The organism is Suttonella sp. (assembly GCF_056855035.1).
This window is the reverse complement of sequence record NZ_JBXGGR010000027.1, coordinates 1-23,657: the sequence shown is the minus strand read 5'-3', so window position 1 is coordinate 23,657 and position 23,657 is coordinate 1. Positions and strand designations below refer to the sequence as shown.

22 protein-coding genes and 2 pseudogenes are annotated in these 23,657 nt (G+C 47.3%); 13 read left to right on the top strand and 11 right to left on the bottom strand.

What is annotated here, in order from left to right:
- Positions 1-521 (top strand): transposase (locus ACJHVI_RS02625; RefSeq protein ID WP_483183068.1); only part of this gene is annotated, 521 nt, incomplete at its 5' end.
- A gap of 371 nt (positions 522-892) precedes the next feature.
- Here ACJHVI_RS02625 and ACJHVI_RS02620 read toward each other — a convergent pair.
- The 11 genes and pseudogenes from ACJHVI_RS02620 to ACJHVI_RS02570 form a co-directional block, all read right to left on the bottom strand.
- A pseudogene (locus ACJHVI_RS02620) lies at positions 893-964 on the bottom strand (IS1595 family transposase); the annotation flags it as partial.
- Between the two features lie 119 nt (positions 965-1,083).
- Complete coding sequence (locus ACJHVI_RS02615; protein WP_483183067.1) at positions 1,084-1,626, bottom strand: isoprenylcysteine carboxylmethyltransferase family protein; 543 nt, start codon at positions 1,624-1,626, stop codon at positions 1,084-1,086.
- A gap of 666 nt (positions 1,627-2,292) precedes the next feature.
- Positions 2,293-3,153 carry a polyprenyl synthetase family protein gene (locus tag ACJHVI_RS02610; RefSeq protein WP_483183066.1) on the bottom strand — a complete coding sequence of 287 codons (861 nt, stop codon included), beginning with the start codon at positions 3,151-3,153 and terminating at the stop codon, positions 2,293-2,295.
- A 2-nt stretch (positions 3,154-3,155) separates the two neighbouring features.
- Positions 3,156-3,464 carry an exodeoxyribonuclease VII small subunit gene (locus tag ACJHVI_RS02605; RefSeq protein ID WP_483183065.1) on the bottom strand — a complete coding sequence of 103 codons (309 nt, stop codon included), beginning with the start codon at positions 3,462-3,464 and terminating at the stop codon, positions 3,156-3,158.
- A 5-nt stretch (positions 3,465-3,469) separates the two neighbouring features.
- Positions 3,470-4,417, bottom strand: a complete 948-nt coding sequence (gene rsgA, locus ACJHVI_RS02600; protein WP_483183064.1) for a ribosome small subunit-dependent GTPase A — start codon at positions 4,415-4,417, stop codon at positions 3,470-3,472.
- Positions 4,418-4,420: 3 nt separating this feature from the next.
- On the bottom strand, positions 4,421-5,167 hold the full coding sequence (locus ACJHVI_RS02595; protein ID WP_483183063.1) for an MlaA family lipoprotein: 747 nt from the start codon (positions 5,165-5,167) through the stop codon (positions 4,421-4,423).
- A complete protein-coding gene (locus ACJHVI_RS02590; RefSeq protein ID WP_483183062.1) occupies positions 5,139-6,260 on the bottom strand; it encodes an AI-2E family transporter in 1,122 nt (373 codons plus the stop codon). Before ACJHVI_RS02590 ends, ACJHVI_RS02595 begins: the two co-directional genes overlap by 29 nt.
- Before the next feature lie 64 nt (positions 6,261-6,324).
- Positions 6,325-6,882 (bottom strand): hypothetical protein, encoded by a 558-nt coding sequence (locus ACJHVI_RS02585; RefSeq protein ID WP_483183060.1) that lies wholly within the window; start codon positions 6,880-6,882, stop codon positions 6,325-6,327.
- 1 nt (position 6,883) lies between these two features.
- Positions 6,884-7,078 (bottom strand): hypothetical protein, encoded by a 195-nt coding sequence (locus tag ACJHVI_RS02580; RefSeq protein WP_483183059.1) that lies wholly within the window; start codon positions 7,076-7,078, stop codon positions 6,884-6,886.
- Positions 7,079-7,167: 89 nt separating this feature from the next.
- The gene (locus ACJHVI_RS02575) at positions 7,168-9,447 is read right to left on the bottom strand and encodes a nitric-oxide reductase large subunit (RefSeq protein WP_483183057.1); all 2,280 of its coding nucleotides are present in this window, start codon (positions 9,445-9,447) and stop codon (positions 7,168-7,170) included.
- Between the two features lie 346 nt (positions 9,448-9,793).
- The gene (locus ACJHVI_RS02570; protein WP_483183056.1) at positions 9,794-10,963 is read right to left on the bottom strand and encodes a uroporphyrinogen decarboxylase/cobalamine-independent methonine synthase family protein; all 1,170 of its coding nucleotides are present in this window, start codon (positions 10,961-10,963) and stop codon (positions 9,794-9,796) included.
- Positions 10,964-11,137: 174 nt separating this feature from the next.
- Between ACJHVI_RS02570 and ACJHVI_RS02565 the strand changes: the two genes are divergently transcribed.
- The 12 genes and pseudogenes from ACJHVI_RS02565 to ACJHVI_RS02510 all read left to right on the top strand — a co-directional run.
- The gene (locus ACJHVI_RS02565) at positions 11,138-11,656 is read left to right on the top strand and encodes a hypothetical protein (protein ID WP_483183055.1); all 519 of its coding nucleotides are present in this window, start codon (positions 11,138-11,140) and stop codon (positions 11,654-11,656) included.
- 10 nt (positions 11,657-11,666) lie between these two features.
- Complete coding sequence (locus tag ACJHVI_RS02560) at positions 11,667-12,041, top strand: hypothetical protein (protein WP_483183054.1); 375 nt, start codon at positions 11,667-11,669, stop codon at positions 12,039-12,041.
- Positions 12,042-12,047: 6 nt separating this feature from the next.
- Complete coding sequence (locus ACJHVI_RS02555; protein ID WP_483183053.1) at positions 12,048-12,758, top strand: RDD family protein; 711 nt, start codon at positions 12,048-12,050, stop codon at positions 12,756-12,758.
- Positions 12,755-13,726, top strand: coding sequence for a stage II sporulation protein M (locus ACJHVI_RS02550; RefSeq protein ID WP_483183052.1), 972 nt, complete (start codon positions 12,755-12,757; stop codon positions 13,724-13,726). The genes ACJHVI_RS02555 and ACJHVI_RS02550 overlap by 4 nt, the downstream gene beginning before the upstream one ends.
- Positions 13,713-15,095 carry a hypothetical protein gene (locus tag ACJHVI_RS02545; protein ID WP_483183051.1) on the top strand — a complete coding sequence of 461 codons (1,383 nt, stop codon included), beginning with the start codon at positions 13,713-13,715 and terminating at the stop codon, positions 15,093-15,095. Before ACJHVI_RS02550 ends, ACJHVI_RS02545 begins: the two co-directional genes overlap by 14 nt.
- Entirely contained in the window at positions 15,092-16,294 is a 1,203-nt protein-coding gene (locus ACJHVI_RS02540; protein ID WP_483183050.1) for a DUF4350 domain-containing protein, read from the top strand. The genes ACJHVI_RS02545 and ACJHVI_RS02540 overlap by 4 nt, the downstream gene beginning before the upstream one ends.
- The gene (locus ACJHVI_RS02535) at positions 16,287-17,279 is read left to right on the top strand and encodes an AAA family ATPase (protein ID WP_483183049.1); all 993 of its coding nucleotides are present in this window, start codon (positions 16,287-16,289) and stop codon (positions 17,277-17,279) included. Before ACJHVI_RS02540 ends, ACJHVI_RS02535 begins: the two co-directional genes overlap by 8 nt.
- Positions 17,280-17,284: 5 nt before the next feature.
- Positions 17,285-18,592 (top strand): DUF58 domain-containing protein, encoded by a 1,308-nt coding sequence (locus ACJHVI_RS02530; RefSeq protein ID WP_483183048.1) that lies wholly within the window; start codon positions 17,285-17,287, stop codon positions 18,590-18,592.
- 84 nt (positions 18,593-18,676) lie between these two features.
- Positions 18,677-21,517 (top strand): valine--tRNA ligase, encoded by a 2,841-nt coding sequence (locus ACJHVI_RS02525; RefSeq protein ID WP_483183047.1) that lies wholly within the window; start codon positions 18,677-18,679, stop codon positions 21,515-21,517.
- A gap of 163 nt (positions 21,518-21,680) precedes the next feature.
- Positions 21,681-22,403 (top strand): NYN domain-containing protein, encoded by a 723-nt coding sequence (locus ACJHVI_RS02520; protein ID WP_483183046.1) that lies wholly within the window; start codon positions 21,681-21,683, stop codon positions 22,401-22,403.
- Between the two features lie 23 nt (positions 22,404-22,426).
- A complete protein-coding gene (locus ACJHVI_RS02515; protein WP_483183045.1) occupies positions 22,427-22,795 on the top strand; it encodes a reverse transcriptase in 369 nt (122 codons plus the stop codon).
- Positions 22,796-23,406: 611 nt separating this feature from the next.
- A pseudogene (locus ACJHVI_RS02510) lies at positions 23,407-23,657 on the top strand (transposase); the annotation flags it as partial.

Here is a 23,657-nt window from a genome sequence, read left to right as displayed (position 1 = left end):
AAATCCAAGTAAGCGATACGCCAGCGAGCAAAGCTGTCGATGCCAAATGGACAATTAAAGGCGGACATTGGCATTTGGGCTACAAACTGCATGCGCGTACCGATGCAGAAGGCTTTATTGAACAAATCCACGTTACGCCAGCCAATCAGGCAGATGTCAAACATTTGGCAAGTGTGTTAGACCATGTTGAAGAAGGCGTAACCGTGTATGCCGACAAAGGTTATGACAGCAAAGACAATCGGGCTTTTTTAGAAAACAATCAATTAAAAGACGGTATCATGCGCAAAGCCCATCGCAAGCAACCTTTAAGCCGAGATGATATTGAGCGCAATAAGGAACTATCAAAAGTTCGCTATCGTGTAGAGCAGAGCTTTGCCATTTTGCACCGACTGTTTAAATGCAAACGGGCGAGCTATTTTGGTTTGGAAAAAGTCAAAGGGCAAATGGTGTTGAAGGTGATGTGTTTGAATTTGTTGAAAGCAGCCAACAAGTTAAGGCTAATTGCGCCTATTGCTGCCTGAAAAGGCGGTAAGCAGCCTGAAATAGGCTGTTTAATCAGGGTGAATGGGTAAAATTTGGGTCAATAATGCCATTTCTGTTGAAAACCCCAAAGCAACTTAGATGCTTTGAGGTTTTGCAAAGGTTTCAGCCTGGCAATCCAGAGCACTGGATAGCGTTTATCCTATAGTCAAAGATTTCAAAAAGAGTTACAGTTTTGATTCATTTTGCTGTACTCTCTATAACGCTCGCAGCTTGATATTTTGTGTCACTTTTTCAGTTCTTCGACTATATAGTTTCTTCAGATTAAAATGAGACAATAAAAATTTTCAACATGTTGAAAAATATTTAAATATGTTGTTTTAAGGCGTATCATTTTAATCTGAAGAAACTATACTTCCGGTACAAAAAATTGAAGTAATTTTTTTTGTGTGGATTTACTTAATTTGCAATGAGTTATCTTCATTTTTTGAGTATAAACTGATTGCTAATCTACGTCAGTCTCTTAAATTTTCCTATTGCTTAAGTTGATGTGAAAAATACATATCAATCTAACTTTATTACAAATTTATATAATCATAAAATTTAAGGGCTAGTTACATTACTATTAGGAATAATTATATTTTTCAAAATATAGTTTTCATTTTTAATGCGGTTAAATAGTATTATCATATATATAGGAAATATAATAATAAAAGTATAAAATGCATGACAAATAAATACGAGACCTATTAACTCTGGAATTATATTAAGATAATAATTTGGATGTTTAACGGTTCTGAATAGCCAATGAGGATTGTATTGATGATTTTTAGCAACCATTAATTTTACTGTCCATATATCTTTAAGTAAAACATTGACAATATAATAAAGAATTGACAGCGAGAATAAAATTAGAAAAAAACCTATTAACCCTAATAAATCGAATTGAGTTTTTCTTAAAAATGCTTCAAACACAGTGGAAATATAAAAAATAATATGAGCAATAGTAAGAAATTTTGTATTTTTTATATCGTACTCCATGCCGCCTTTTTCTAAAATTATACGTTCATTACGTTTGGAAATCCTTAAAAAGGCTAAACGAAGAATAAATATAGTAGCCACGAGAATAAAAATAAAAAATGACATAAATAACTCCTGGTTATAATAGTGAGAAATAATATAGTTAATTCAGAAAAAATGACTCATAATTTTTATGTATCTGCTAAATAATGGATATCCAGTGTTTTAAGTAATTCTTATAAATTTACCATAAAAATTTCAATGTTTTAAAGGTGCTATAATCAAAAAACTGAAAAAGTGATACAAGAAAACTAGTCACAGACCGTGCAAAAGTACGGCAAAGTAATTCTAAGCTATAATTCTTTTTGAGTTCTTTAACTATAAGGCTAATTTTATCTTATTTTTTTGAAAATGTCACGACATGAAATGATTTTTTTGGGAATCATGACGAATTCAGGTCAAAAGAATATATAATTTTTACATATTATAGTCAAAGAATTTAAAAAGAGTTACAGTCTCGAGTTGCCTTATCCTACTCTCTGCACCGCCTGTAACTCGCTAACTCGTGTCACTTTTTCAATTCTTCTACTATATAGTCAAAGAAATGAAAAAGTGGTACAGTAATGCTGCTAACAGGTAGCGCAGAGAGTACGGCGAGATGTGTTTAAACTGTAACTCTTTTTGAATTCCTTGACTATAGTTTGTAGAGTAAGGAGTTATTTGGTAATGCATTATCTATGCCTAAGCGACTTGGCTCCCTCGTTTTGTTGCGACAAATATCCCTGTTCAGCGCTAATACGTGCGGGAAAAGATGTGTTGAATTAGGGCGGATAAGGCTTGTTTGTGCGGCAATTGCTCCAGTTCGGCTTGGATTTGCGCATGGCTTTCTTCCAATAGCACTCGACTGTGCGCTAATCCGAGCAATTGCACATAGGTGTTTTTCTCTTGCGCCGCATCTTTGCCGGCAGTTTTGCCTAATTGCCGGCTGTCGGCGGAAGCATCTAAAATATCGTCATGAATTTGATAGGCAATGCCGAGTAGTTTGCCGACGGCGGCTAGATGTTTTTCCTGCTGCGCAAATGTTTCGCCGGGGCAGGCGCCCATCAATATTGCCGCTTGAATCAGCGCGCCGGTTTTGCCGCGGTGGATGGTTTGCAGTTGTGCCAAATCGGTTTTTTTGCCGGTCAAGGCAATATCCAGACTTTGTCCGCCGACCATACCAGCCCAGCCTGCCGCTTGGCTGAGTAAACGGATATGTTTAAGCCGAATATCTGCGCTTAAAGGACTGTTACTAATCAATTCAAAAGCAAGAGTATTAAGTGCATCTCCTGCCAAAATAGCTTCTGCTTCGCCAAAGGCGATATGACAGCTGGCTTTGCCTCGACGCAGATCATCATCGTCCATAGCAGGTAAATCGTCATGAATAAGGGAATAGGCATGAATGCATTCAATCGCGGCAGCGGCGGCATCAACCATCGCTAAATCTATGCCATTATCTTCAGCAGCGGCATAGATAAGAGCGGCTCGCAAACGTTTACCGCCATTCAGCGTGGCGTAGCGCATGGCAGCTGCCAGACTGCCGCTGTGTTCGGGCGGAAGAGCGTCGGCAAGGACGTTTTCAATGCGTGTTTGGTAGTCGGCGATATTCATCATGCTTAAAAGGGAATGTCGTCATCGGAATCCGCTTGGCGGCGCGCAGATGCTGTGGGCGGTTCGTTTTCTTGATAAGGCGGCAGATGTTCTTCTTCGCTATTTGCCTGGGTCAGTAGGCGCACTTTCTGTTCGGCGCTATCTAGGGCTTGCTGGCAGCTGCGGATGAGTTTGATGCCTTGCTCGTATTCTTTCAGGGCTTGGTCTAGGCTGAGTTCGCCCTGCTCTAAGGCGCTGATGATGTGTTCTAATTGCGCGATATGCGTTTCGTAATTTTCCAGCGGATTGTCGTTTTTCTTGCTTTTCGTGTTCATGGTCTTCAGCTCATTTCGGTAAGTAATTGTTGCAAACTCTCATAGCGTTCGGCATGAATGTTGCCGCATGCCAATGCCGCCTGCACAGCACAACCCGGTTCGTTTTCATGGCGGCAATCATTGAATTTGCAGTCGCCGGCGTATTGCGTGATATCCGGAAAACCTGCCAAGATTTGCTCTGCCCTCAGGTGTTTGACGGCAAAACCGCGCACGCCCGGCGTGTCAATCAGACAGGCTTGTTCTTGCCAAGGATAGCGGCGCAGATTGGTGGTAGTGTGTCTGCCCAAACCGGTGGCGGCGCTAATCGATTGTACCCATATATCCGCCTCGGGAATCAGATGGCGAATCAGGCTGGATTTGCCTACGCCCGATTGTCCGCACAGGATGTTTTGCTTGCCTGCCATGTGTTCGCATAGGGTTTCAATGCCGGCGCCGCTTTTAGTGCTGATGAAAAATATCGGGATATTTAACAGGCGGTAAGGCGCGAGGCGTTGTTCTAATTGCACCAGTGTTTGATTATCGGCGAGGTCTGTTTTATTGCAGATAATGGCGGCGGTAATGCCGGCTTCTCTGGCGGCGATGAGGTAGCGGTCAATCAAAGCGGTTTGCCAATCGGGGGCGACGGCAATGGCAATCAACAGTTGATCCAAATGCGAGGCAAGCGCCCTGCTCTGGCGCCCCTGCCATTTATAAAGGGTATGCTTGCGTGGGAAAACTGCTTCCACAACCGCGCTGCCGTCCGCATTGTATTGCAGCAAGACACGGTCATTAACCGCAATATCGTCTAATTGTTTGCGCCAATCGCAGCTAATCAATTTGCCCTGATGTTGCGCGATGATTTGATAGCCCATGTGCGCGACAATCAATGCGGCATCGGCAATATCGCCGCCGGCAAGTTTCTGCTTGCGCTGGGCGGCTATGCGGCTGCGTTGTTGCTGGCTCAGGCGGCTCAAAATTTATTCCGTCGGCGCAAAGAGGGCGTCAATGTCTTCTTGCTGCGCATCGCTGACGGATTTGCCTAATTGCTGCCAGCGATATTGCAGCCAATAATCGCGCATGGCGGCATATTTGTCCGTCGCGCTGCCTTCCAATTGCCGCTCCAGCGGGAAGAATGCGGCGCGCGTATCCACGGCATTGAGCGCGACCAATGACCAATAAATCTTGTCGTCTTTCACATAGCTAATCGGGCTAAGGAAGCTGTCGGGAATTTTGCCCAAACCGTCGCGCAGGGTGCTGGGACCTAGGAGCGGCAGCACAAGATACGGCCCCGATTCCACACCGTAGCGCGATAAAGTCGAACCGAAATCTTTGCTGATTTTAGGATTGCCCATCGGCGTGGCGACATCGAGAATCCCGCCTAAGCCGAAAATGCTGTTGTTAATCAAACGCGCGCCGATGCCGGCAGTGGCTTGTCCGTCTAATTGCAAAATGGCATTCGCTAAAGAACCCACATCGCTTAAATTGCCGAAAAAGTTGCCGATACCGGTGCGCACGGGGCTTGGCACGACGGTTTCATAGCCGGTAGCGACCGGTTTTAAGACTGCCGTATCCACCGCTTCGTTAAAAGCAAAAATACCGCGGTTCATGCCTTCCCAAGGGTCTTGGGTATAGCCTTGGGAGTCAATGGCGCTGCTGCAGGCAGTGAGAAAAGAAAGAAATAATAAAAATAGAGTATTACGCATCGTTTTGTGGAGTTTTTTCATGATTGATATATTGTTCTTGAGGCAGAACATAGGCATCTTCGTCGATATCCTTATACACATCGCTGTTTAAATAATGCTCTTTGAAATAGCTGAGGAAAACATTAATGATGGCGGTAACCGGCAAGGCAAGCAAAATACCCATAAAGCCGAATAATTGACCGCCCGCTAAGACGGAAAATAGTACGGCAACAGGATGCAGCCCTGTGCGTTCGCCGACAAATTTCGGCGTCAGTACCGTACTTTCAATGGTTTGTGCTACGCTAAACACGGCAATAACGCCGATGACATGCATCCAATCTTGGAATTGCAGCAAAGCCATGATGCCTGCCATGACCATGCCCACAATCAGACCCAAATAAGGCACAAAGCTGACCAAGCCCGAAATCATGCCGATAACAATCGCCAAATCCAGCCCTATGAAGGACAATCCCAGCGAATACAAAATCCCTAAGCCGAGCATGACCAGCAATTGTCCGCGCATAAAACCGCCTAAAACGTAATCGCAGCGGCGCATCAGTTCATGCGTCATCGCGCGGTATTGCATAGGAATGAGTTCGTCGATTTTGCCGATGAGCAAATCCCAATCACGCAGCAGATAAAAGGTCACTACCGGCGTGAGGAATAAATAAGTGAAGAAAGTAATGACCGAGCCGATCGAACCGCTGATAGAGCCGATGAAAGACTGCGCCACACCGGAGGCTTGGGCGAAATTCTCGCTAATTATGGCTTGTACGGATTCTAAGCTCACGGAATTCAAATCAATGGCAAAGAGTTTTTGTATGGTCGGCCCGGCTTTTTCTTTTACCCAAATCACGTATTCGGGCAAATGGCTGCCCAAGCGGTTCACCTGCTCCGCCAAAGCAGGCAAAAGCACCAGTGCGATAAAGATTAAGCCGATGAAAAAGCCCATAAAGACCATAATCACGGCGAATGTGCGTGAACGCCCCATGCGCTCGATTCTATCGGCAATCGGATCGCCTAAATAAGCAAGCAAAGCCCCTAGCACAAAAGGCGTGAGAATAGGGCTGAGCAAATACAGCAAGGCCAAGAAAAGCAGCAATAAAGTCAGCCAGAAAAAGCGGGAAGCCAGCATAGAAAGCTCAAGGTTAAATAAAAGCGCGTATTGTAGCAGGATTGGCGAATATAACAGATAGAAATTAATAATTGCCGGTCTTGATGCCTTGTTTTTTACGTCGAATGCGACGGTATAGCCAGAAGGCAATCGCTATCATGAGTATAAACGGACTTGCCGCCACGCCGAAGACGACATAACTGTGCAAAACGCTGTTGCTGTTTTCTGCATAGAGACTGCGCATAATCAAGGTATCGGGGGCATCAGGTGCCTGTTCATACATCAGGGCATAGTATTTTTTCGGCCAGAAATTGCCTTTGCTTTCCCATAGCAGCAATTTATCGCTGCTGCGCAGTATCCAGTTTTTGCCCAGTGTTTGATGCAATTCCTGCTGCCATTGCGGTAAGGCGCTGTGGGCAAGACGTACATCCTGCAGGCAGTAAATTTTCGGACTGCGGCTGAGTGCAATATCTGTGTGATTGAGTTGCTGTTCCCTTTGTTTGAGGATGTGTAAAGTGCCGTCGTCACTGCTTTGAAGCGGGCGGGCTTCTGCACTTTGAATTTGGCAAAGACGGCTGTCGGTTTCCTGCGCATAGCCAATTTGCACATAGCCTAAGAGGATGAAAATGAGGTACTTATACATATCAGCGTCCGAATAAATGGGCAATCATATGAATTTGCTCTTCATCATAGCCTTGCACGCCTAAAGCGGCGGCAAGCGCAAATTCTCCGCTTAATTGCTGTTGATGGCGCAGTGTTTGCCAATCTTGTACCTGCTGTTTGGGAGTTTGCCTGTTTTTTATGGCGGCGATGCGCTTAGCGGCGTCTTGTGATGTCATACGAGTCCTTATTTATCGATGGCTTCATTGAAGCATGTTTGGGCGAAAAAACAAAGCCCAGCCGAGGCTGGGCTTTGCAGGTCGGCAGATTATGCCGCAGGAGTGGCTTCTTGAGGAGTGACTTCTTGCGGTTCTTTGTGCAATAAACCTTTTACGATTTGTATGCCGAAAGCGACCGCACCCATGATGAAGATCACATCGCCGAAGGTACGCACCCAACGCAGGGTATGGATAATCGGCGTTTGTTCTACAAATTCCGCACTGCGCGCCCACCATAGACCTTCGCTAATTGCCGCATGAGCTTGAATAATGCCGATTGGCAGTAAGCTGGTGAAGAGCATCAGGATTAAGCCTAAGTTTAAGAGCACGAAAGCGCTGTAGAGCATTTTGGTGTTCATCTCAAAGGTCGGACGAATGTAGCGTAAGACCATTAGCGTGAAGCCTAGGGCGAGGAAGCCGTAAACGCCGAATAGTGCCGCATGTCCGTGGTTAGGCGTGGTGTTCAAACCTTGCAGATAGTAGAGCGAGATCGGCGGATTGATGAGAAAGCCGAAGACGCCCGCACCTAACATGTTCCAGAAGGAAACGGCAATGAAGAAGCACAGCGGCCAACGCATCGGACGCATCCACGGCGCTTTATGCTGAATCGTCCAGTTTTCAAAGGCTTCATAGCCTAAGAGTACCAAAGGCACCACTTCCAAAGCGGAGAACATTGCGCCCACTGCCATAATCGGCGTGGTTGTACCTGAGAAGTACAGATGGTGGAAGGTTCCGGGAATACCGCCGATTAAGAAGAGCATTGCTGCCAATAATGAAGCGGTAGTAGCCGCGCGTTTGCTGACCATGCCCAGATTGTAGAAGATGAAGCCGACGGCAGTGGTGGCGAATACTTCGAAGAAGCCTTCTACCCACAGATGCACTACCCACCAGCGCCAGTATTCCATAATCGACATATGCGTATGTTCGCCGTAGAACAGGGCAGGGGCATAGAATACGCCGATAGCGGCAGCCGACATCGTGAAGAGAATGAGCAAACTTTTATCGCCTTCGATTTGCAATGCCGCCCAAATGCCGCGCAGCATCAAGACAAGCCAGAAAACTAAGCCGATGAATAGGGCAATTTGCGGTACGCGCGCAATTTCAACATATTCATAGCCTTGATGACCGAACCAGAAGTTCAAAGCCGGCGTCATCCAACCTTTAATCGCTAAGAATTGTCCGATGTATGAAGTCACGACCACGACAATCAATGCCCAGAATAAGACGTCAACGCCTAATTTTTGGAATTTAGGATCGCGTCCGCCGTTGATAATCGGGACAAGGAATAGGCCGGCGGCAAGGAAGCCCGTGGCAATCCAGAAAATCGCCGATTGGATATGCCAAGTGCGGGTTAAGCTGTAAGGCAGCCAATCAGAAACAGGAATGCCGTAGAAATCCTGACCTTCGACGGTGTAATGCGCGGTAAAGCCGCCCAGCATGACTTGCACGAAGAACAATGCCGCGACCACAAGCAAATATTTGCCCACCGCTTTTTGCGAAGGCGTAAGCTTGACCAAGGTCAGCGGATCTTGCTTAGGCACAACGATTTCATCATGTTCATGATGCACGCAGAACGCCCAAATCCAAATCACCAAACCTACACCGAAAATCAAGGTGACGACAGAAGCAATCGACCAAATAACATTTTCCGCTGTCGGATGGTTGCCGATCAAAGGCTCATGCGGCCAGTTGTTGGTGTAAGTAACGTCTAAATCAGGACGATTGGTATGTGCCGCCCATGCCGACCAGAAGAAAAAGGCATTCAATTTTTCGCGTTTTTCCGCAGAAGGCAAGGTGTTTTCCTTCATCGCATAGGCTTCGCGCAAATGCTTGAATTCAGGATCATTACCGAATAAACGGTCATAATAAGCAGCGGTGGCGCGAATCGCATTCAAACGTTGCTGCGATAAGGTAACGGTATCGGTTTCCTTATTATAAGTATTGGTGCGGAAAGCTTCCTCGGCATCATATTGCAATGTTGCTTTGTCGCGCTCGGATAAAGAATCATAGCTTTGTCCGAATATGTTCTGCGCTTGCTGATCCAGCCATACCATCACATCGCGATGAATCCAATCCGCTGTCCAATCGGGCGCTTGATAGGCACCATGCCCCCAAACCGTACCCACCGACATACCGCCGATAGACTGCCATGCGGATTGCCCCTGCATGATGTCCTCATAGGTATAAACCACTTCCCCCGTGTCGCTGACGAATTTAGCAGGAATTGGTGGACGTTCGTGATACACCTCTTTGCCGAAATAGCCCAGCACGGTAAACGCGCCGACCATAATAAAGGCAAGCAGTATCCATAATTTTTTATACTCTTTCATAGAAAGCCTCACAAATGTAAAACAGAACAGCTGAAGTTGCCGGCGCATTGTGGCAAAAATGACGATAGCCTTCCTTGATAAAAATCAATTAAGTGGAAATAAGTATTAAGTTATTGTTTTGTATTTAAAAATATAAAAATGTGATTGAGATCGAACGGCGCTCGCAGAATGCGCTTTTTATTCTTTAACAAGAGATAGCCATTTTTCTCTTAAAAATAATGACTTATTCCTTGGGTTTTACCTGAAGTTAGCGCCGATAAAAGGACGGCGCATAAAAAAAGGATAATCGGTAATGATTATCCTAAAATAATAGTTTTATCAATATATTGCTGTGATTAGAAGGGTTTTATTCGCCCCAGAATTGGCGGGCGATTTTTTGACCCTGCGCGATTTTCGCCCACTGCTGCGCTTCTGTTAAGGCATTACCGTTATCGCAGGAAGCGAAGCCGCATTGATGCGAGAGGTAGAGTTTGTCTTTGGCGACGTATTGCTTGGCTTCCTGCAAGAGTTGCAGCGTGCGCGCCTCATCATCCAAATCCGTCGTCTTGCTGGATAAGAAACCGAGTACCACTTCCGCTTCCGGCTTATCGGCAAAGGCTTTCAGGGCGGTCAGATTGCTGGCGCGTTCGTCGTCCCATTCCAGATAGAAGCGGTCGTAGTTTTGGCTTTTTAAGAACAAATCGGCGATGGTTTCATAACTGCCGTCTGCCATATTGCGTGAGTCGTAATTGCCGCGGCAATTATGGGTGTAGACCTTGATATCCAAATCATGCGCATAGGCGATAATTTCATTGTTTAAATCAATGAATTCTTTGGCGATGCTTTGCACTTCTTCGGAATCGTAGCCCTTGCCGCTGAAGGGGCTGTGGTGATTGTCGCTGGCAAAGAGTTCCCACAAGCAGTCGTCAAACTGAACGATTTTGCCGCCTGCTTTTTTGAATTCGTTAAGAAAATCTTTATAAGCCTGCGTGAGGTCGGCTTTAAGCTCGTCACGGCTGGCATAGACTTTGCCGCTGACGTTTTTGGACATCAAGCCGAATTCGCCATACACATGCGAGGGCGAGGGCACGCATTGCTTGAGTTCTACACCTTCGGGTGCAAGCGATTCAAGGCGTTGATAATCCCAGATAAAGGGGTGATGATCGCAGCAGACGCGTTCTTTGAATTCGATGCCGATATCGCGGCGGGTTTCGTATTTGCTGTCTTGATCATAGTCGCGGAAAAAATAGCCGTGTTCGGCAATGTAGCGGTGCACGCCGCTCAAGCCCCAGACGAAATCCAAATGCCAAAGCGATTTGGAAAATTCGCCGTCGGTAATTTCCGGCAAACCTTGCGCGATTTGCGCCTTAACGATATCGGCGACCGCCGCATCTTCGACGGCTTCATAGCCCTCGAAATCTTGATAAAAAGGGTATTGGATATCGTCGCGTTTTTCGATTTGGCGTTTATAAGTCAGCAGACTTTCTGGACGCAGCAATGAGCCGACGATTAAAAAGCGTTTAGAGGTTTCTGACATCTTGTCCTTCCTTATTTGTTGTGTGAACTATTGCTAAAGCCCCTGCATCATAAGGGCAAAAAGAGATAAAAAATCATTATCCTATAAGATTTTGTTATTAATTGCCGCAATATGAATTTCTAGTAAAAAAAATAGGCTTTAGTTATACTGTCGCGCCGCGATTAAGGAGATTTTATGGATAATTTATACCGTGCGCCGCAGAGTAATTTGCGCCGCAATGTCGGTGAGGGTCTGAGCTTGGTTTTGGTAGAAATCTTGAGTTCGGGCAGTTTGTGGGCGCGCATGATTAGCGTGGTGAATTTTATTTCCCTGTTTTTCGGCGTGCTGTATCTGTTAGCGATGGTATTCGGCTTTTCTGCTGCCTTTAAGTACGGTGCGGGAAGCGATCAGGAAAAAAGCATGTTCATCATCGGAGCGATTATCGGCGTTGTCGTCTCTATGCTGCCGATGCTGCTGATTTATTGGTTTTACGGCACATCTATGAACCGCTATGCTAAAACTGCCAAACAGCTGCGCCAAAGTCCTGATGCCGAAGCAGACGTTGCTCAATGTTTTGCTTCTAGCTCTACATTCCTGAAAACAACCGGTATTTTTGTGATTATTATGGCAGTTATCATGCTTTTAGGTATTGCCGCAGCAATCGTTTTGCCGGCTTATCAAGAGTATGTAATCCGCGCCCGCGCCCGTTCTTAAGGAGCTCATAATGGAAGCTATTTTTCAACAACTGCCCAAGGCGATTCGCTGGAGCAAAATCTTAAGCGTTCTGTTTTTATTGGCCACTTTGTTTTTCTTACTAATATTTGTCGTCACTTTTCTAAAATCCGCTGTTGCCGCTTTTTTCCAATTGATTCCCTTATTGTTAATGGGATTTCAATATTGGCTGTTCCGCGGCTATAAAATTGCCTGCCAACAGGCTTTGGACAGCCGGGATATTGACGATTTGGAAACAGCTGCACGTAAGCAAGTGATGATTATCAAATTTTTCGGCTTTTTAAGCCTGCTGATACTTATCCTTATGCTTTTCGGTCTTATAGGCATGTTCTTCGGCGGCATCCAAGCCGTGCAATTCGGACGCTAAATACGCATGCGCCACAGCCTGCTCGATGATCGCATTTATGTCGAAACCGCCGAGGGCGTTGTGCTGTCGGCGGTTTTAGCAGATCCGCTAAGCCGCGCTTATGCTTTGATTATCGATGTGCTGCTGATACTGGGCTTGCTGTTTGTCTGCTTGTTCATTGCCGCTTTTCTGCCGGATATTTATGTGGCGCAGGGCTTTTTCCTGCTGATGTATTTTCTGCTGATGTGGGGCTATTTTTTCTTTTGCGAATGGCGCTTTAGCGGCAGAACCTTAGGCAAAAAAATGATGAATCTGCAAGTGGTGGGCGCGGATTTGCTGCCTGTGAGCGTCTCGCAGGCGGCATGGCGCAATGTGCTGCGCTATGTGGATTTTATGCCGGCATTTTTTGCCTGCGGCATGCTGTCTGTGCTGATAAGCGGCAAGAATCAGCGTGTGGGAGATTGGCTGGCGGGAACGGTGGTTATTTTCCGCCAAGAACCGCAATTGCCGCAGCAGGCTTTGGCGGCAGGCGAAGCGACGCCGCCTTTATGGCGTTTATCCCGCGCCGAGCAGCGTATCATTATGGATTTTGCCCATTATGCCCAACAGCATCAATTAGAACGCGCGATTGAATTAAGCGAGCCTTTTGCCGCCTTGTTGCCCGAATGCAGCGGCGAGCAAAGAGTGGCGCGCTTAATCGCCTATGCGCGTTATCTGCAAGGAGCGGCAAAAGCATGAAAGAGCAGCAATTTATCGCCGCTTACGAGCAAGAATGGCAGCAATTGGAAGCATTTTTGCAAGCCGATACCGTATCGCGTAAACAAACCTCTTCAGCGGCAATCGCGGCAGGAGATTTTCCGATGCAGTACCGTCGTCTGTGCGAGCAGTTAAGCTACGGCGAACGCGCAGGTTTTTCCGCCGCTTTACTGGCGAGATTAAACCGTTTGGCGGTCTTGGGGCATCAATGTCTGTATCGGCGCAAACGTGGTCATGCCGGTCTGATTGCGGATTTTTTCCGCTGGCAATTGCCGCAGACGGTGCGCCGCTTTTGGCGCTATTTCGCGCTTTCCGGCGCTTTGTTTTTTCTGCCGCTGTTCTTTGCTATCGGCTTCGGTCTGCTGAATCCCGAATTTGCCGAAGAAGCGGCAGGGACTTATACCGAGATGTATACCCCTGATCCTGATAAACGTCTCGGCGAAAGTCGCGGCGCTTCCAGCGATGTGATGATGTTCGGGCATTATGTGCAGAACAACACCTCGATTGGTCTGCGCACCATTGCCGGCGGCGCCGTATTGGGCATCGGGGTTTTTATCGTGCTGATACTTAACGGCTGGCACTTCGGCATCGTCAGCGCGCAAATGATTCATGTCGGCTATGCAGGACAGACCTTCTTTCCTTTTGTGATTACCCATGCCGCTTTTGAAATCACGGCAATCATCTTTTCAGGCGCTTGCGGACTGGCTTTGGCGCGTGCCCTATATTTGCCGGGGCGTTTGCGCCGCAGCGATTCGGTGCGGCAGATGCTGCAAGACTTCTTCCCTGTTTTGGTCGCGGTGGTGCTGATGTTTTTCCTTGCTGCTTTGGTCGAGGCGTTTTGGTCGGCGATTTGGCTGCCGCCCGCCGTCAAATTCAGCGTTGGCGGCATCGCTTGGGTATTGGTTTTGGCGTATTTTTTCTTGGCAGGACGCGGCGATGCAGGCGCTTGAAATCAAAGTGCGGGCGCGCACGAGTAAGGAAGCGATTAACCTCGGCTTTATGCTGGCGCGACGCCATTATTTTTCCCTATTGCTGAGTGCCTTGCCTTGCTGGGCGGTAATTAGCGCGGTGGGCGCGGCGCTGTGGTGGCAGCAAAGCTCGCCGCTGTATTTGCTGCTTATTACATGGTGGCTCAAGCCTTTATACGAACGTCCGATATTGCTGCGCCTCAGCCGCCTGATTTTTAAGCAGGACTCGGACTGGCGGGCGGAGCAAAAAGCCGTGTTCGCCCCTACATGGTTGGCGGAAATCAGCTATTTGCGCCTCTTTCGCGCCTTTGCCCCTATCCGCCATGCGGTAAATTGCTTGGAAGGTTTGCGCGGTAAGGAAAAACGCGAGCGGCTGCGCTTTTTTGCCGGCGGCGCTTCGGGCGGCGGCAGCGTATTGCTCTTGCTGTCCTTATTGGAAAGCGGATTATTGTGCATCTGCCTGTGGCAGCTGTTTGATTTGTCCTATCTCAACCTCGCGGCTTTTTTGCAAAGTCTGCTGCATCAGCCGCAGCAATTGCATCAAATCTTGGCGCTGTTTTATGCCTTGCTGTCGCTATTGGCAACGCCGTTTTATATCGGCGCGGGCTTTATGATTTATCTGAATTGGCGCATCATCAGCGAGGGCTGGGCAGTGGCGCTGGATATGCAGGCCTTGGCGGCGCGCCTGATGCAATGTGCGGCAGTCTGCGTTTGTGCGGCGCTATTGGCGTTCAGCACCAATGCAGAAGCCTTGACGGCGGAGCAGGCGGCGGCGGATAAGGCTTGGGTGCAGGCAGAAGTGCAGGGTAGCAGTGGCCCTTATGAGCATGTGTGGCGCAAAAATAAGCATGGCGATTCAAATTTTTCTCTCAATCTGCCTGATGGCAATTTCAGTCAAACGGTTAAATTTTCTCTGATTGCTGCCGCCATTGTATTTTTGCTGTGGCTGTTTTATCACATCATCCGCGGCAGCCATGCTAGCGCTCTGTCAGCGCGTAAACACAAGCAAACAGGAAGGGCAATCAGCCGCACAGAACATCGTGCCGTGCTCGAAAACCTTGCAGCGGCGCAATCTGCCGCCGAAAAAGGCGAATTATTGAGAGCGGTGGCGATTTTATATGCGCATTGGCGGAAAGACGCGCATTTATACCGCTTGCCCGAAATGATGCTTGACGAAACCGAAAACGATTATTGGCAGCGCATTCAAGGACAAAGCACTTCCGCACAGGCACATTTTTTGCAACGGTTATTTTCTTTATGGCAGCAAGGCGCTTATGCCCGACAGCATTTAGATAAAACGGCGGTACTGGCTTTGCTTGCCGATTATCAACAGTTATGGCGGCAAGTATGAGAAAAATGACTTGGTCGTTATTTGGTTTAATCCTGATTGCCTGCTTATGGCTGTGGTTCGGTTATGGCGAAGCGCAAGAAGGCGAACGTGTGCGTGTACGCGTATGGAAAGGCTGGAGCGGTAGCGCGAAGCATGACAATATGGCTTTAGCAAAAGCTTTTTTAGCCAAACGCGGTATTGTATTGACTGTAGAACAGATGGGTATATTGCCGCAGGCGATGGAAAGAAATGATGAAACGCTGCTATTAGATGCTCATGTTGATGGTGGTACTGAGACGGAAAAAGCGCAGCTGCGTGCTTGGGTAGAGAGCGGCGGTCGTCTGATTATATTGGCTAACCGCGATTGGGCGGCATATTTCAATCTCGATTTAGAAGCAGAAGGATTGGTGTATCCTCATCAGTTTAAAAATAATACTTTGATCTGGCGAGAAAAGGGAGAGGCGATATTGACTGTCGAACCAGCAGCTATCATCGCTGCTTTAAAATCCGAGAAGCATAGCAAGAAAACAGCGGCAATAGCAGGGGTGTATAGCAATGCTTATCCACGGTCAGCCTTTGGTAGGAAAATCGCTTTGGGCAAGGGAGAATTAGTGGTTTTGGGGCATTCTACAGGACTGTGGCATAACCATGGCCATCAGTATAAAGGGGAATGGCTTGATGAGGATGAGGAATATGTGCCGCTGGCGCGCGCCGATAATGCCGCCTATCTGCATGCCTTGCTGCAAGGACGCAGCAAAGCCCGCCTGATATTAGATACGCAGACTCGCTCGACCCAAGACTTCGACTTAAAACTGCCCGAGGCAAAATGGTGGGCGGCATTGGCGGCAGCTTTGCTGGGCGTCTTGGCATTACTATGGCGCGGCGGACGGCGTTTCGGCGCTTTGATTGTGCCGCAGGCAAGCGTAGGGCACGATATGCAGCAGCATTTGCTTGCCGCAGGATATTTTTGGGCGCGGCAGAAAGATTATGGTTATGCCTATTTGGCGGCGCAGATGCGTCAGCGTTTATTGGCGGAGATGCCGATGCTGCAAAACGCGGACGCGGCGCCTGATGCCGAAATTCTCGCCGCAAGCGGTTTGAGTGCTGCGCAATTCCGGCGGCTTGTGCAGGCGGCATTGCCGCAAACCGAAGCGGATTTTATCGATTTTGTGCGTGCGGCGGAGCAGCTGCGCGCAGCAGTAAGGAGAAGACATGAGTGAAGCATTTTCAAATCAGGCAATGAGCGAGTCTTTGCAGCAATTATGCTGCTTGGCGGCGGCTTTGCGCCAAGCGGTGCAGCGCGTGATTATCGGGCAGGAGCAGGTAGTGGAAGAAGCTCTGATTGCACTTTTGGCAGGCGGGCATATTTTGATTGAAGGCGTGCCGGGTTTGGGTAAAACTTTGCTGGTGGAAACGCTTGCCAAAACCATCAGCGGCGATTATCAGCGCATTCAATTTACGCCGGATTTACTGCCTGCCGACATTACCGGCAGTATGGTTTATGATCCCAGCGACGGGCGCTTTAAATTGCGCCGCGGTCCGGTCTTTACCCATTTGCTGCTGGCGGACGAAATCAACCGCGCCCCTGCTAAAACGCAGGCGGCTTTATTGGAAGTGATGCAGGAGCGGCAGGTAACGATTGAGGGCAAAACCCTGCCTTTAACGCCGCCGTTTATGGTATTGGCAACGCAAAATCCTTTTGAACAGGAAGGCACTTATCATTTACCCGAAGCGCAGCTTGACCGCTTTTTGCTTAACAGCCGCATCGATTATCCCAGCCAAGCCGCCGAACAGGTCTTATTGGAGCGTCTGCTGTCTTGGAAGCAGCCGCTGGCGAATAATACCGATGCGGCGCAGGCGGTTTTAGCGGCGGCGGATTTGCCCAAATGGCAGCAATTATTATTAGAAGTGGTGGTCGATCAAAGGATTGTCCGCTATGTGCTGGCATTGGTACGCAAAACTCGTGAAATGGAGCAATTTGCCGCCGGCGCGGGCCCGAGAGCGGGCATTGCCTTATTAGTGGCGGCAAGAGCGCGCGCGGTCTTGCATCAGCGCGGCTATGTGCTGCCTGATGACATCAAAGCACTGGCGCCGGCAGTCTTGCGCCATCGTCTGCAACGTTCGCCCGAAGCGGAAATCGACGGCTTGACGAGCGATGAGCTGATTGCCCAATTATTGCAGCGCATTCCTTTGCCGCGCGAATAAAACACATGATTCCAAGCCGATATCAATTGTGGGGCTGGGCGGCATTGGCGGCAGGCGAATTGCTGCTGGCATTATTGGATATGCCGCTGATGTATGCTTGGGGTTTATTGCTGCTGTGGCTGGCGGCTTTGGCAGCGAGTGCATGGACGGCATGGCGCGAAGAACCGCGTTTTTCCTTAAGCCGCGATTACAACAGCGTGCAGCAAAGCGACAAAAGCTTTGAGATGCAATTAAGCGTGCATAATCAATTAGAACGCGATATTGCGCTACAAGTCTTTGATCACTATCCCGCGACGGCGGAAACGGACATTGAGGCAATCTCTGTGGAGATTGCCGCGCAAGACAAAGCGCATCTGCGCTATCCGCTTTGCATTCAGGCACGCGGACGCTTTGAATTTAGCCAAGTGCAATTACGTTATCTCGGCAAAGGACTGCTACCGCTGTGGCAACGCGATGTGCATTTGCCTTGCGTGGCGCAGGTACGCGTGTATCCGCGTTTTGCGCATTTGCATCAGCAGCGCTTTGCCAGCATTCACAGCAGCCAATTAGGGAATGTTCACCCTCTGCATATCCGCAGCGGCAACGGCGATTTTTCCCATCTGCGCGACTATTTGGCAGGCGATGCGATTGCGCGTCTTGACCACAAAGCGCGGGCAAGACTGGGTAAATGGCTGGTGCGCGAATTTGAATTTGAGCATGAGCAGCCGGTATTGCTGATGGTGGATAACTCGCGCCGCCTGCAATCACATTTTGCAGGGCATTCCTTATTTGACGAAGTGCTTGCTGCCGCCACGCAGCTTGCCCATGCCGCCCTTGCCGCAGGCGATGAAATCGGCATGCAATTATTTGCCGATACCCCTTTGTTTTATCTGCCTTGTTCGCGCCAAAGCGGACAATACCGCCGCTTGGTCGAGAGCCTTTTCGACTGCTATCCGCAAGCTGCGCCGCCGGATTTTGCCGCTGCTATCCGCGAAGTCTATTTGCGTCAGCGCCGCCGCTCATTGATTATTCTGCTGACCGTCTTGGAAGCCGGCGATGAGCACATTCTGCGTCCGGCGCTGCAACTTTTACAAAAACGCCATCACGTCATGCTAATCAGCATTCGACCACCTTATTTTGACGAAGCCGAGGACATCGCGCGCGGCGATGATGCCCTGATGGCGGCGGCAAGAGGCGTTTATGCTGTCCAATGGCGGCAAACAGCAGAAAAACTCAAACAAAACAAATTAATCTTTATCGACAGCACGGCGAAACAGCTGCGCCCGCAATTATTAAACGCCTATATCGCCTATAAAAACCGACTGAAACGCTAAAAGCCTCCTGCCGCCCTTTTGCGGCGCGCGAGGCAAGCCCAATCCTGCTATAATCCGCGTCTTTTCATACTTTTTGGACACATTATGGCGAACAAATATCTTCCTTCCGCAGTCGAAAGCAAATGGTATCAATATTGGGAAAAAGGCGGCTATTTCGCCGCCGATTTCAGCAAAAACGACGCATTCAGCATTCAACTGCCACCACCCAACGTAACAGGTACGCTGCACATGGGGCACGCCTTCAATCAAACCATTATGGACGGCTTGACGCGCTATTACCGCATGAAAGGTTGCAACACTGCTTGGATTCCCGGCACCGACCACGCAGGCATTGCCACGCAAATCGTGGTGGAACGCCAACTTGCCGCGCAAAACATTTCGCGTCATGACTTGGGGCGCGAGGCGTTTTTGGCAAAAGTGTGGCAATGGAAAGAACAATCTGGCGGCACCATCACCCAACAAATGCGCCGCGTGGGTTGCTCTGCCGACTGGTCGCGCGAATACTTTACGATGGACGCGCCACGCGCTGAAATCGTTACCCAAGTCTTTGTGAAATTATACAATCAAGGCTTGATTTATCGCGGCAAACGCTTGGTAAACTGGGACCCTGTTCTCGGTACGGCTGTGTCGGATTTGGAAGTGGAAAATGTGGAAAGCGATGGCTCCATGTGGCACATCCGCTACCCATTAGCGGACAATCCAAATGAAGCCGTGATTGTCGCCACCACGCGCCCCGAAACCTTATTGGGCGACGTGGCGGTTGCCGTCAATCCCAAAGACGAACGTTACGCCCATTTGATTGGCAAATCATTGATTTTGCCGCTCACAGGTCGTCAAATTCCCGTGATTGCCGATGAATATGTGGACAGCGAATTTGGTACAGGCTGCGTGAAAATTACGCCCGCGCACGATTTTAACGACTACGAAGTCGGCAAACGCCACGACACAGCTTTAATTAACGTATTGAGTTTAGAAGCAAAAATTTTAGCAACGGCAGAAGTTTATGATTACCGCAGCAATGTACTGGAATCTTTCAGGCTGCCTGAACAATACGCAGGTTTGGACAGATTTGCCGCGCGTAAACAAATGGTGGCGGATTTGGCGGAACAAGGTTTGTTGGCGGACACGAAACCGCACAAATTAATGACCCCCAAAGGCGACCGCACAGGCAGCGTCATTGAACCTATGCTGACTAATCAATGGTTTGTGAATATGCACGCCGCGCCCAACGGCGGCGAACCCGATTCCGAATTCAAAGGCATGAGCTTGGCACAAAAAGCCAAACACGCCACCGACAGCGGCGCAGTCAAATTCATTCCCGAAAACTGGATTAACACCTACAACCAATGGATGAACAATCTGCAAGATTGGTGCATTTCACGCCAATTGTGGTGGGGACACCAAATTCCTGCGTGGTACGATGAAAGCGGCAATATTTACGTTGCCGCCACCGAAGAAGAAGCGCAACAACAAGCAGGCAGCCTGAAACTGACCCGCGATGAAGACGTATTGGACACATGGTTCTCGTCTGCGCTGGTGCCGTTTTCCACTTTGGGTTGGCGCGATGGCGAACCCGATACGGCTGAATTAAAAGCGTTTTTGCCGTCCAATGTGTTGGTTACGGGCTACGAGATTATTTTCTTCTGGGTGGCGCGTATGATTATGATGACCACGCATATTGTTGGCAAAGTGCCATTCCATGACGTGTACATTCACGGCATTGTGCGCGACCACGAAGGCAAAAAAATGTCCAAATCCGAAGGCAACGTCATTGACCCTGTGGATTTGATTGACGGCATTGATTTGGATAACTTATTGGTTAAACGCACAACAGGTTTGCGTAAACCCGAAACCGCGCCACAAATCAAAGAAGCCACCAAAAAACTGTTCCCCGAAGGCATTCCCGCAATGGGCGCGGACGCGTTGCGTTTCACCATGGCAAGCTACGCCAGCTTGGGGCGCAGCGTGAATTTTGACTTCAAACGCGCCGAAGGCTACCGCAATTTCTGCAACAAAATTTGGAACGCCACCAATTTTGTCTTAATGAACACGGAAGACAAAGATTGCGGCTACGGCGCACACGCCACCGAGCCACGCGCCTACTCATTCCCCGACCAATGGATTATCGGGCGCGTGAACCAAGTGGAAGAACAAGTCGCCAAAGCGTATGAAAGCTATCGTTTTGATTTGGCGGCGGAATTGTTGTACAGTTTCATTTGGAATGACTATTGCGACTGGTATTTGGAATTGGCGAAAGTGCAATTGCAAACAGGTTGCGCCAGCCGCCAACGCGCCACACGCCATACTTTGTTGCGCGTATTGGAAGTGAGTTTGCGTTTGTTGCACCCGATTATCCCCTTCATTACGGAAGAACTCTGGCAAGTCATCGCGCCGATGTGCGACCGCAAAGTGGCGGACAGCATTATGAATGCGCCGTTCCCGATTGCCGATTTGAGTTTTGTGGAACAAAGCGCGTTTGACAAAATGACGGCATTGCAAGACTTGATTGGCGCGGTGCGTAATTTGCGCGGCGAAATGGGCATTGCACCGAGCGTGAAAGCACCATTGTTTGTGGAAAGCGCGGACGATTTGGCGGATTATTTGAAATATCTGCCGATGATGGCGCGTTTAACCGAAGCCACGCAAGTTGTCACGCTGCCTGAAAGCGAAGATTCGCCTGTTGCCGTGTGTGGCGGTGCGCGTTTGATGCTGAAAGTGGAAGTGGACAAAGCCGCCGAAACCGCGCGTCTGAACAAAGAAGCCGAAAAATTGCAAAAAGCCTTGGATAAACTGAACGCGAAATTGTCCAAAGCAGGCTATATGGACAAAGCTCCCGCGCATTTGGTGGAAAAAGACAAAGCAGAATTGGCTGATTTGCAAGAGAAAATGGCGAAAATTCAGGTGGCGTTGGATAAATTGAAGTAAGAAGTCCAAAAAATATTTGAAAAGAAAGTTTTTACTTTTTATAATCCTAAATAAAACAAAGACAATAATCTTTGTTTCAATCACATCCAGCCTATGGCGACCCATTCCACTATCAGGAAATTGGCGATCCATAGGCTTTTTACATAATTGATTGATAAAAATCATGATAAGAAAAGTTGCTATTTTTGTGGATGCGGGTTTCTTTACACGCATTTTCACATCAAAAATTGACCCCAATATGACCATGCTGCCTGAAAAATTGGCAGAACTAATGTGGCGTTATTGGATTCAGCATGTAGATAGAAAAAATGGCGAGAAAATTTATCGGATTTATTTTTATGATTGCCCACCTTTGCAAAATAAAGCACAACATCCGATTATCAAACAGGAAATTAATTTTGCCAAGAGCAATATCACACAATATATGACTGCACTTCATCAGGCTTTATTGCATCAACCTTATGTGGCTTGTCGCATGGGTACATTGCATGTGGACACAAAAACAGATTGGGGATTTATCCGACACGATGCTGTACACGATTTTCGTAAACTGATTCGTGGGGAAATATCCCATACTGAAATTAACCCTGATAATGTTTCATTAAAACCCAAACAAAAAGGAGTGGATATGAAATTGGGGGTGGATATTACCAGTGTGGTTTTGAAAAAGTTGGCTGATAAAATCGTATTGATTTCTGGGGACAGTGATTTTGTTCCTGCTGCGAAATTGGCACGCATGGAAGGTTCTCATTTTATTTTAGATGCAATGGGCTGGGAAGTAAAAGGCGATTTAGCAGAACATATTGATGGCTTAAAAAGCTTTATTCACACATTTGAACAAAAGCATAAAGCCGCCGAAACCGCCCGCCTGAACAAGAAGGATTAACTTATACAAGGTATGTAGATGATGTGAATGTTTCAGCTAACCGTGATATAAGCAATCAAGAAAAATCTGAAATCATCAGCAGTATAATTTCATTATTCAAGAGTATCGGTGCAAAACCAAATCGTAAAAAACACAAAATTATGAATAAGGGTTCATCACAAATAATTAATAAAATGAATGTTACGACAAAACGACCAACTATCAATAAATCAGAACGCAATAAAATTCGTGCAGCAGTGCATGAATGTGAATTAAAATTTAAAGCATTAAAAAATACAGTGGAATACAAAGAGCTATTTTTAAGCACTGTGGGTAGAGTTATGTATATGAAAAGATTACATCAGCAAGAGGTAAATAAATTATTAAAAAGATTAGAATTAGTTAAACCATAAATTTTCAATTAGTCTGGAGTTTAAAAAAATATAATAAAATTATAACTTTTCCGTTTTATTTAATTAGACTCTAGACTAGCAGAATCATTCTGTTAGACTAGAAAAATGAGATACAACAGTATAGTTTCTTCAGATTAAAATGAGACAATAATAATTTTCAACATATTGAAAATTATTTCAATATGTTGTTTTAAGGCGTATCATTTTAATCTGAAGAGACTATAAATTAAGCACATATCATCTCAAAAAAATTATTCGGCACTTTTGTGCCGATATTGAAGCCTCAAAAACCGCTTTGCTGACCGGTTTCAATCGCAATACCATCAATCATTGGTACAACATCTTTCGTCAGGAAATCTATAGTCAAGGAATTCAAAAAGAGTTACAATTTAAACACATCTCGCCGTACTCTGTGCGCTACCTGTTAGCAGCATTACTGTGCCACTTTTTCATTTCTTTGACTATATCGCCATCAGAGTGAACTTGAAGCATAGAAGTCGATGAAAGTTATAGTCTCTTCAGATTAAAATGATGCGCCTTAAAACAACATATTGAAATAATTTTCAATATATTGAAAATTATTATTGTCTCATTTTAATCTGAAGAAACTATATTTTGGCGGCAAGCGGCAACGAGGCTTTCATGGCAAGCTTAAACGCGGCAGAGGAACGTTGAAACAGCCTGTATTCGGTATATTCGAACGTGAGGACAGGGTTTATACGGAAATCGTTCCTGATTGTAAGAAGCAGACCTTGCAAGACATTATACTGGGTAAAGTCAGCTTGGACAGCGTCATCTATTCTGATAGTTGGCGTGGATATAGCGGATTGGTTGATGTGGGTTATAGCAGGCATTTGCGGGT

Coding starts and splice junctions, on each gene's coding strand:
- ACJHVI_RS02550 (WP_483183052.1), top strand. CDS start 12,755: ATGAAAGAGCAGCAATTTATCGCCGCTTACGAGCAAGAATGGCAGCAA.
- ACJHVI_RS02575 (WP_483183057.1), bottom strand. CDS start 9,447: ATGAAAGAGTATAAAAAATTATGGATACTGCTTGCCTTTATTATGGTC.
- ACJHVI_RS02540 (WP_483183050.1), top strand. CDS start 15,092: ATGAGAAAAATGACTTGGTCGTTATTTGGTTTAATCCTGATTGCCTGC.
- ACJHVI_RS02605 (WP_483183065.1), bottom strand. CDS start 3,464: ATGAACACGAAAAGCAAGAAAAACGACAATCCGCTGGAAAATTACGAA.
- ACJHVI_RS02610 (WP_483183066.1), bottom strand. CDS start 3,153: ATGATGAATATCGCCGACTACCAAACACGCATTGAAAACGTCCTTGCC.
- ACJHVI_RS02535 (WP_483183049.1), top strand. CDS start 16,287: ATGAGTGAAGCATTTTCAAATCAGGCAATGAGCGAGTCTTTGCAGCAA.
- ACJHVI_RS02570 (WP_483183056.1), bottom strand. CDS start 10,963: ATGTCAGAAACCTCTAAACGCTTTTTAATCGTCGGCTCATTGCTGCGT.
- ACJHVI_RS02590 (WP_483183062.1), bottom strand. CDS start 6,260: ATGCTGGCTTCCCGCTTTTTCTGGCTGACTTTATTGCTGCTTTTCTTG.
- ACJHVI_RS02615 (WP_483183067.1), bottom strand. CDS start 1,626: ATGTCATTTTTTATTTTTATTCTCGTGGCTACTATATTTATTCTTCGT.
- ACJHVI_RS02545 (WP_483183051.1), top strand. CDS start 13,713: ATGCAGGCGCTTGAAATCAAAGTGCGGGCGCGCACGAGTAAGGAAGCG.
- ACJHVI_RS02520 (WP_483183046.1), top strand. CDS start 21,681: ATGATAAGAAAAGTTGCTATTTTTGTGGATGCGGGTTTCTTTACACGC.
- ACJHVI_RS02585 (WP_483183060.1), bottom strand. CDS start 6,882: ATGTATAAGTACCTCATTTTCATCCTCTTAGGCTATGTGCAAATTGGC.
- ACJHVI_RS02560 (WP_483183054.1), top strand. CDS start 11,667: ATGGAAGCTATTTTTCAACAACTGCCCAAGGCGATTCGCTGGAGCAAA.
- ACJHVI_RS02525 (WP_483183047.1), top strand. CDS start 18,677: ATGGCGAACAAATATCTTCCTTCCGCAGTCGAAAGCAAATGGTATCAA.
- ACJHVI_RS02565 (WP_483183055.1), top strand. CDS start 11,138: ATGGATAATTTATACCGTGCGCCGCAGAGTAATTTGCGCCGCAATGTC.
- ACJHVI_RS02595 (WP_483183063.1), bottom strand. CDS start 5,167: ATGAAAAAACTCCACAAAACGATGCGTAATACTCTATTTTTATTATTT.
- ACJHVI_RS02580 (WP_483183059.1), bottom strand. CDS start 7,078: ATGACATCACAAGACGCCGCTAAGCGCATCGCCGCCATAAAAAACAGG.
- ACJHVI_RS02530 (WP_483183048.1), top strand. CDS start 17,285: ATGATTCCAAGCCGATATCAATTGTGGGGCTGGGCGGCATTGGCGGCA.
- ACJHVI_RS02555 (WP_483183053.1), top strand. CDS start 12,048: ATGCGCCACAGCCTGCTCGATGATCGCATTTATGTCGAAACCGCCGAG.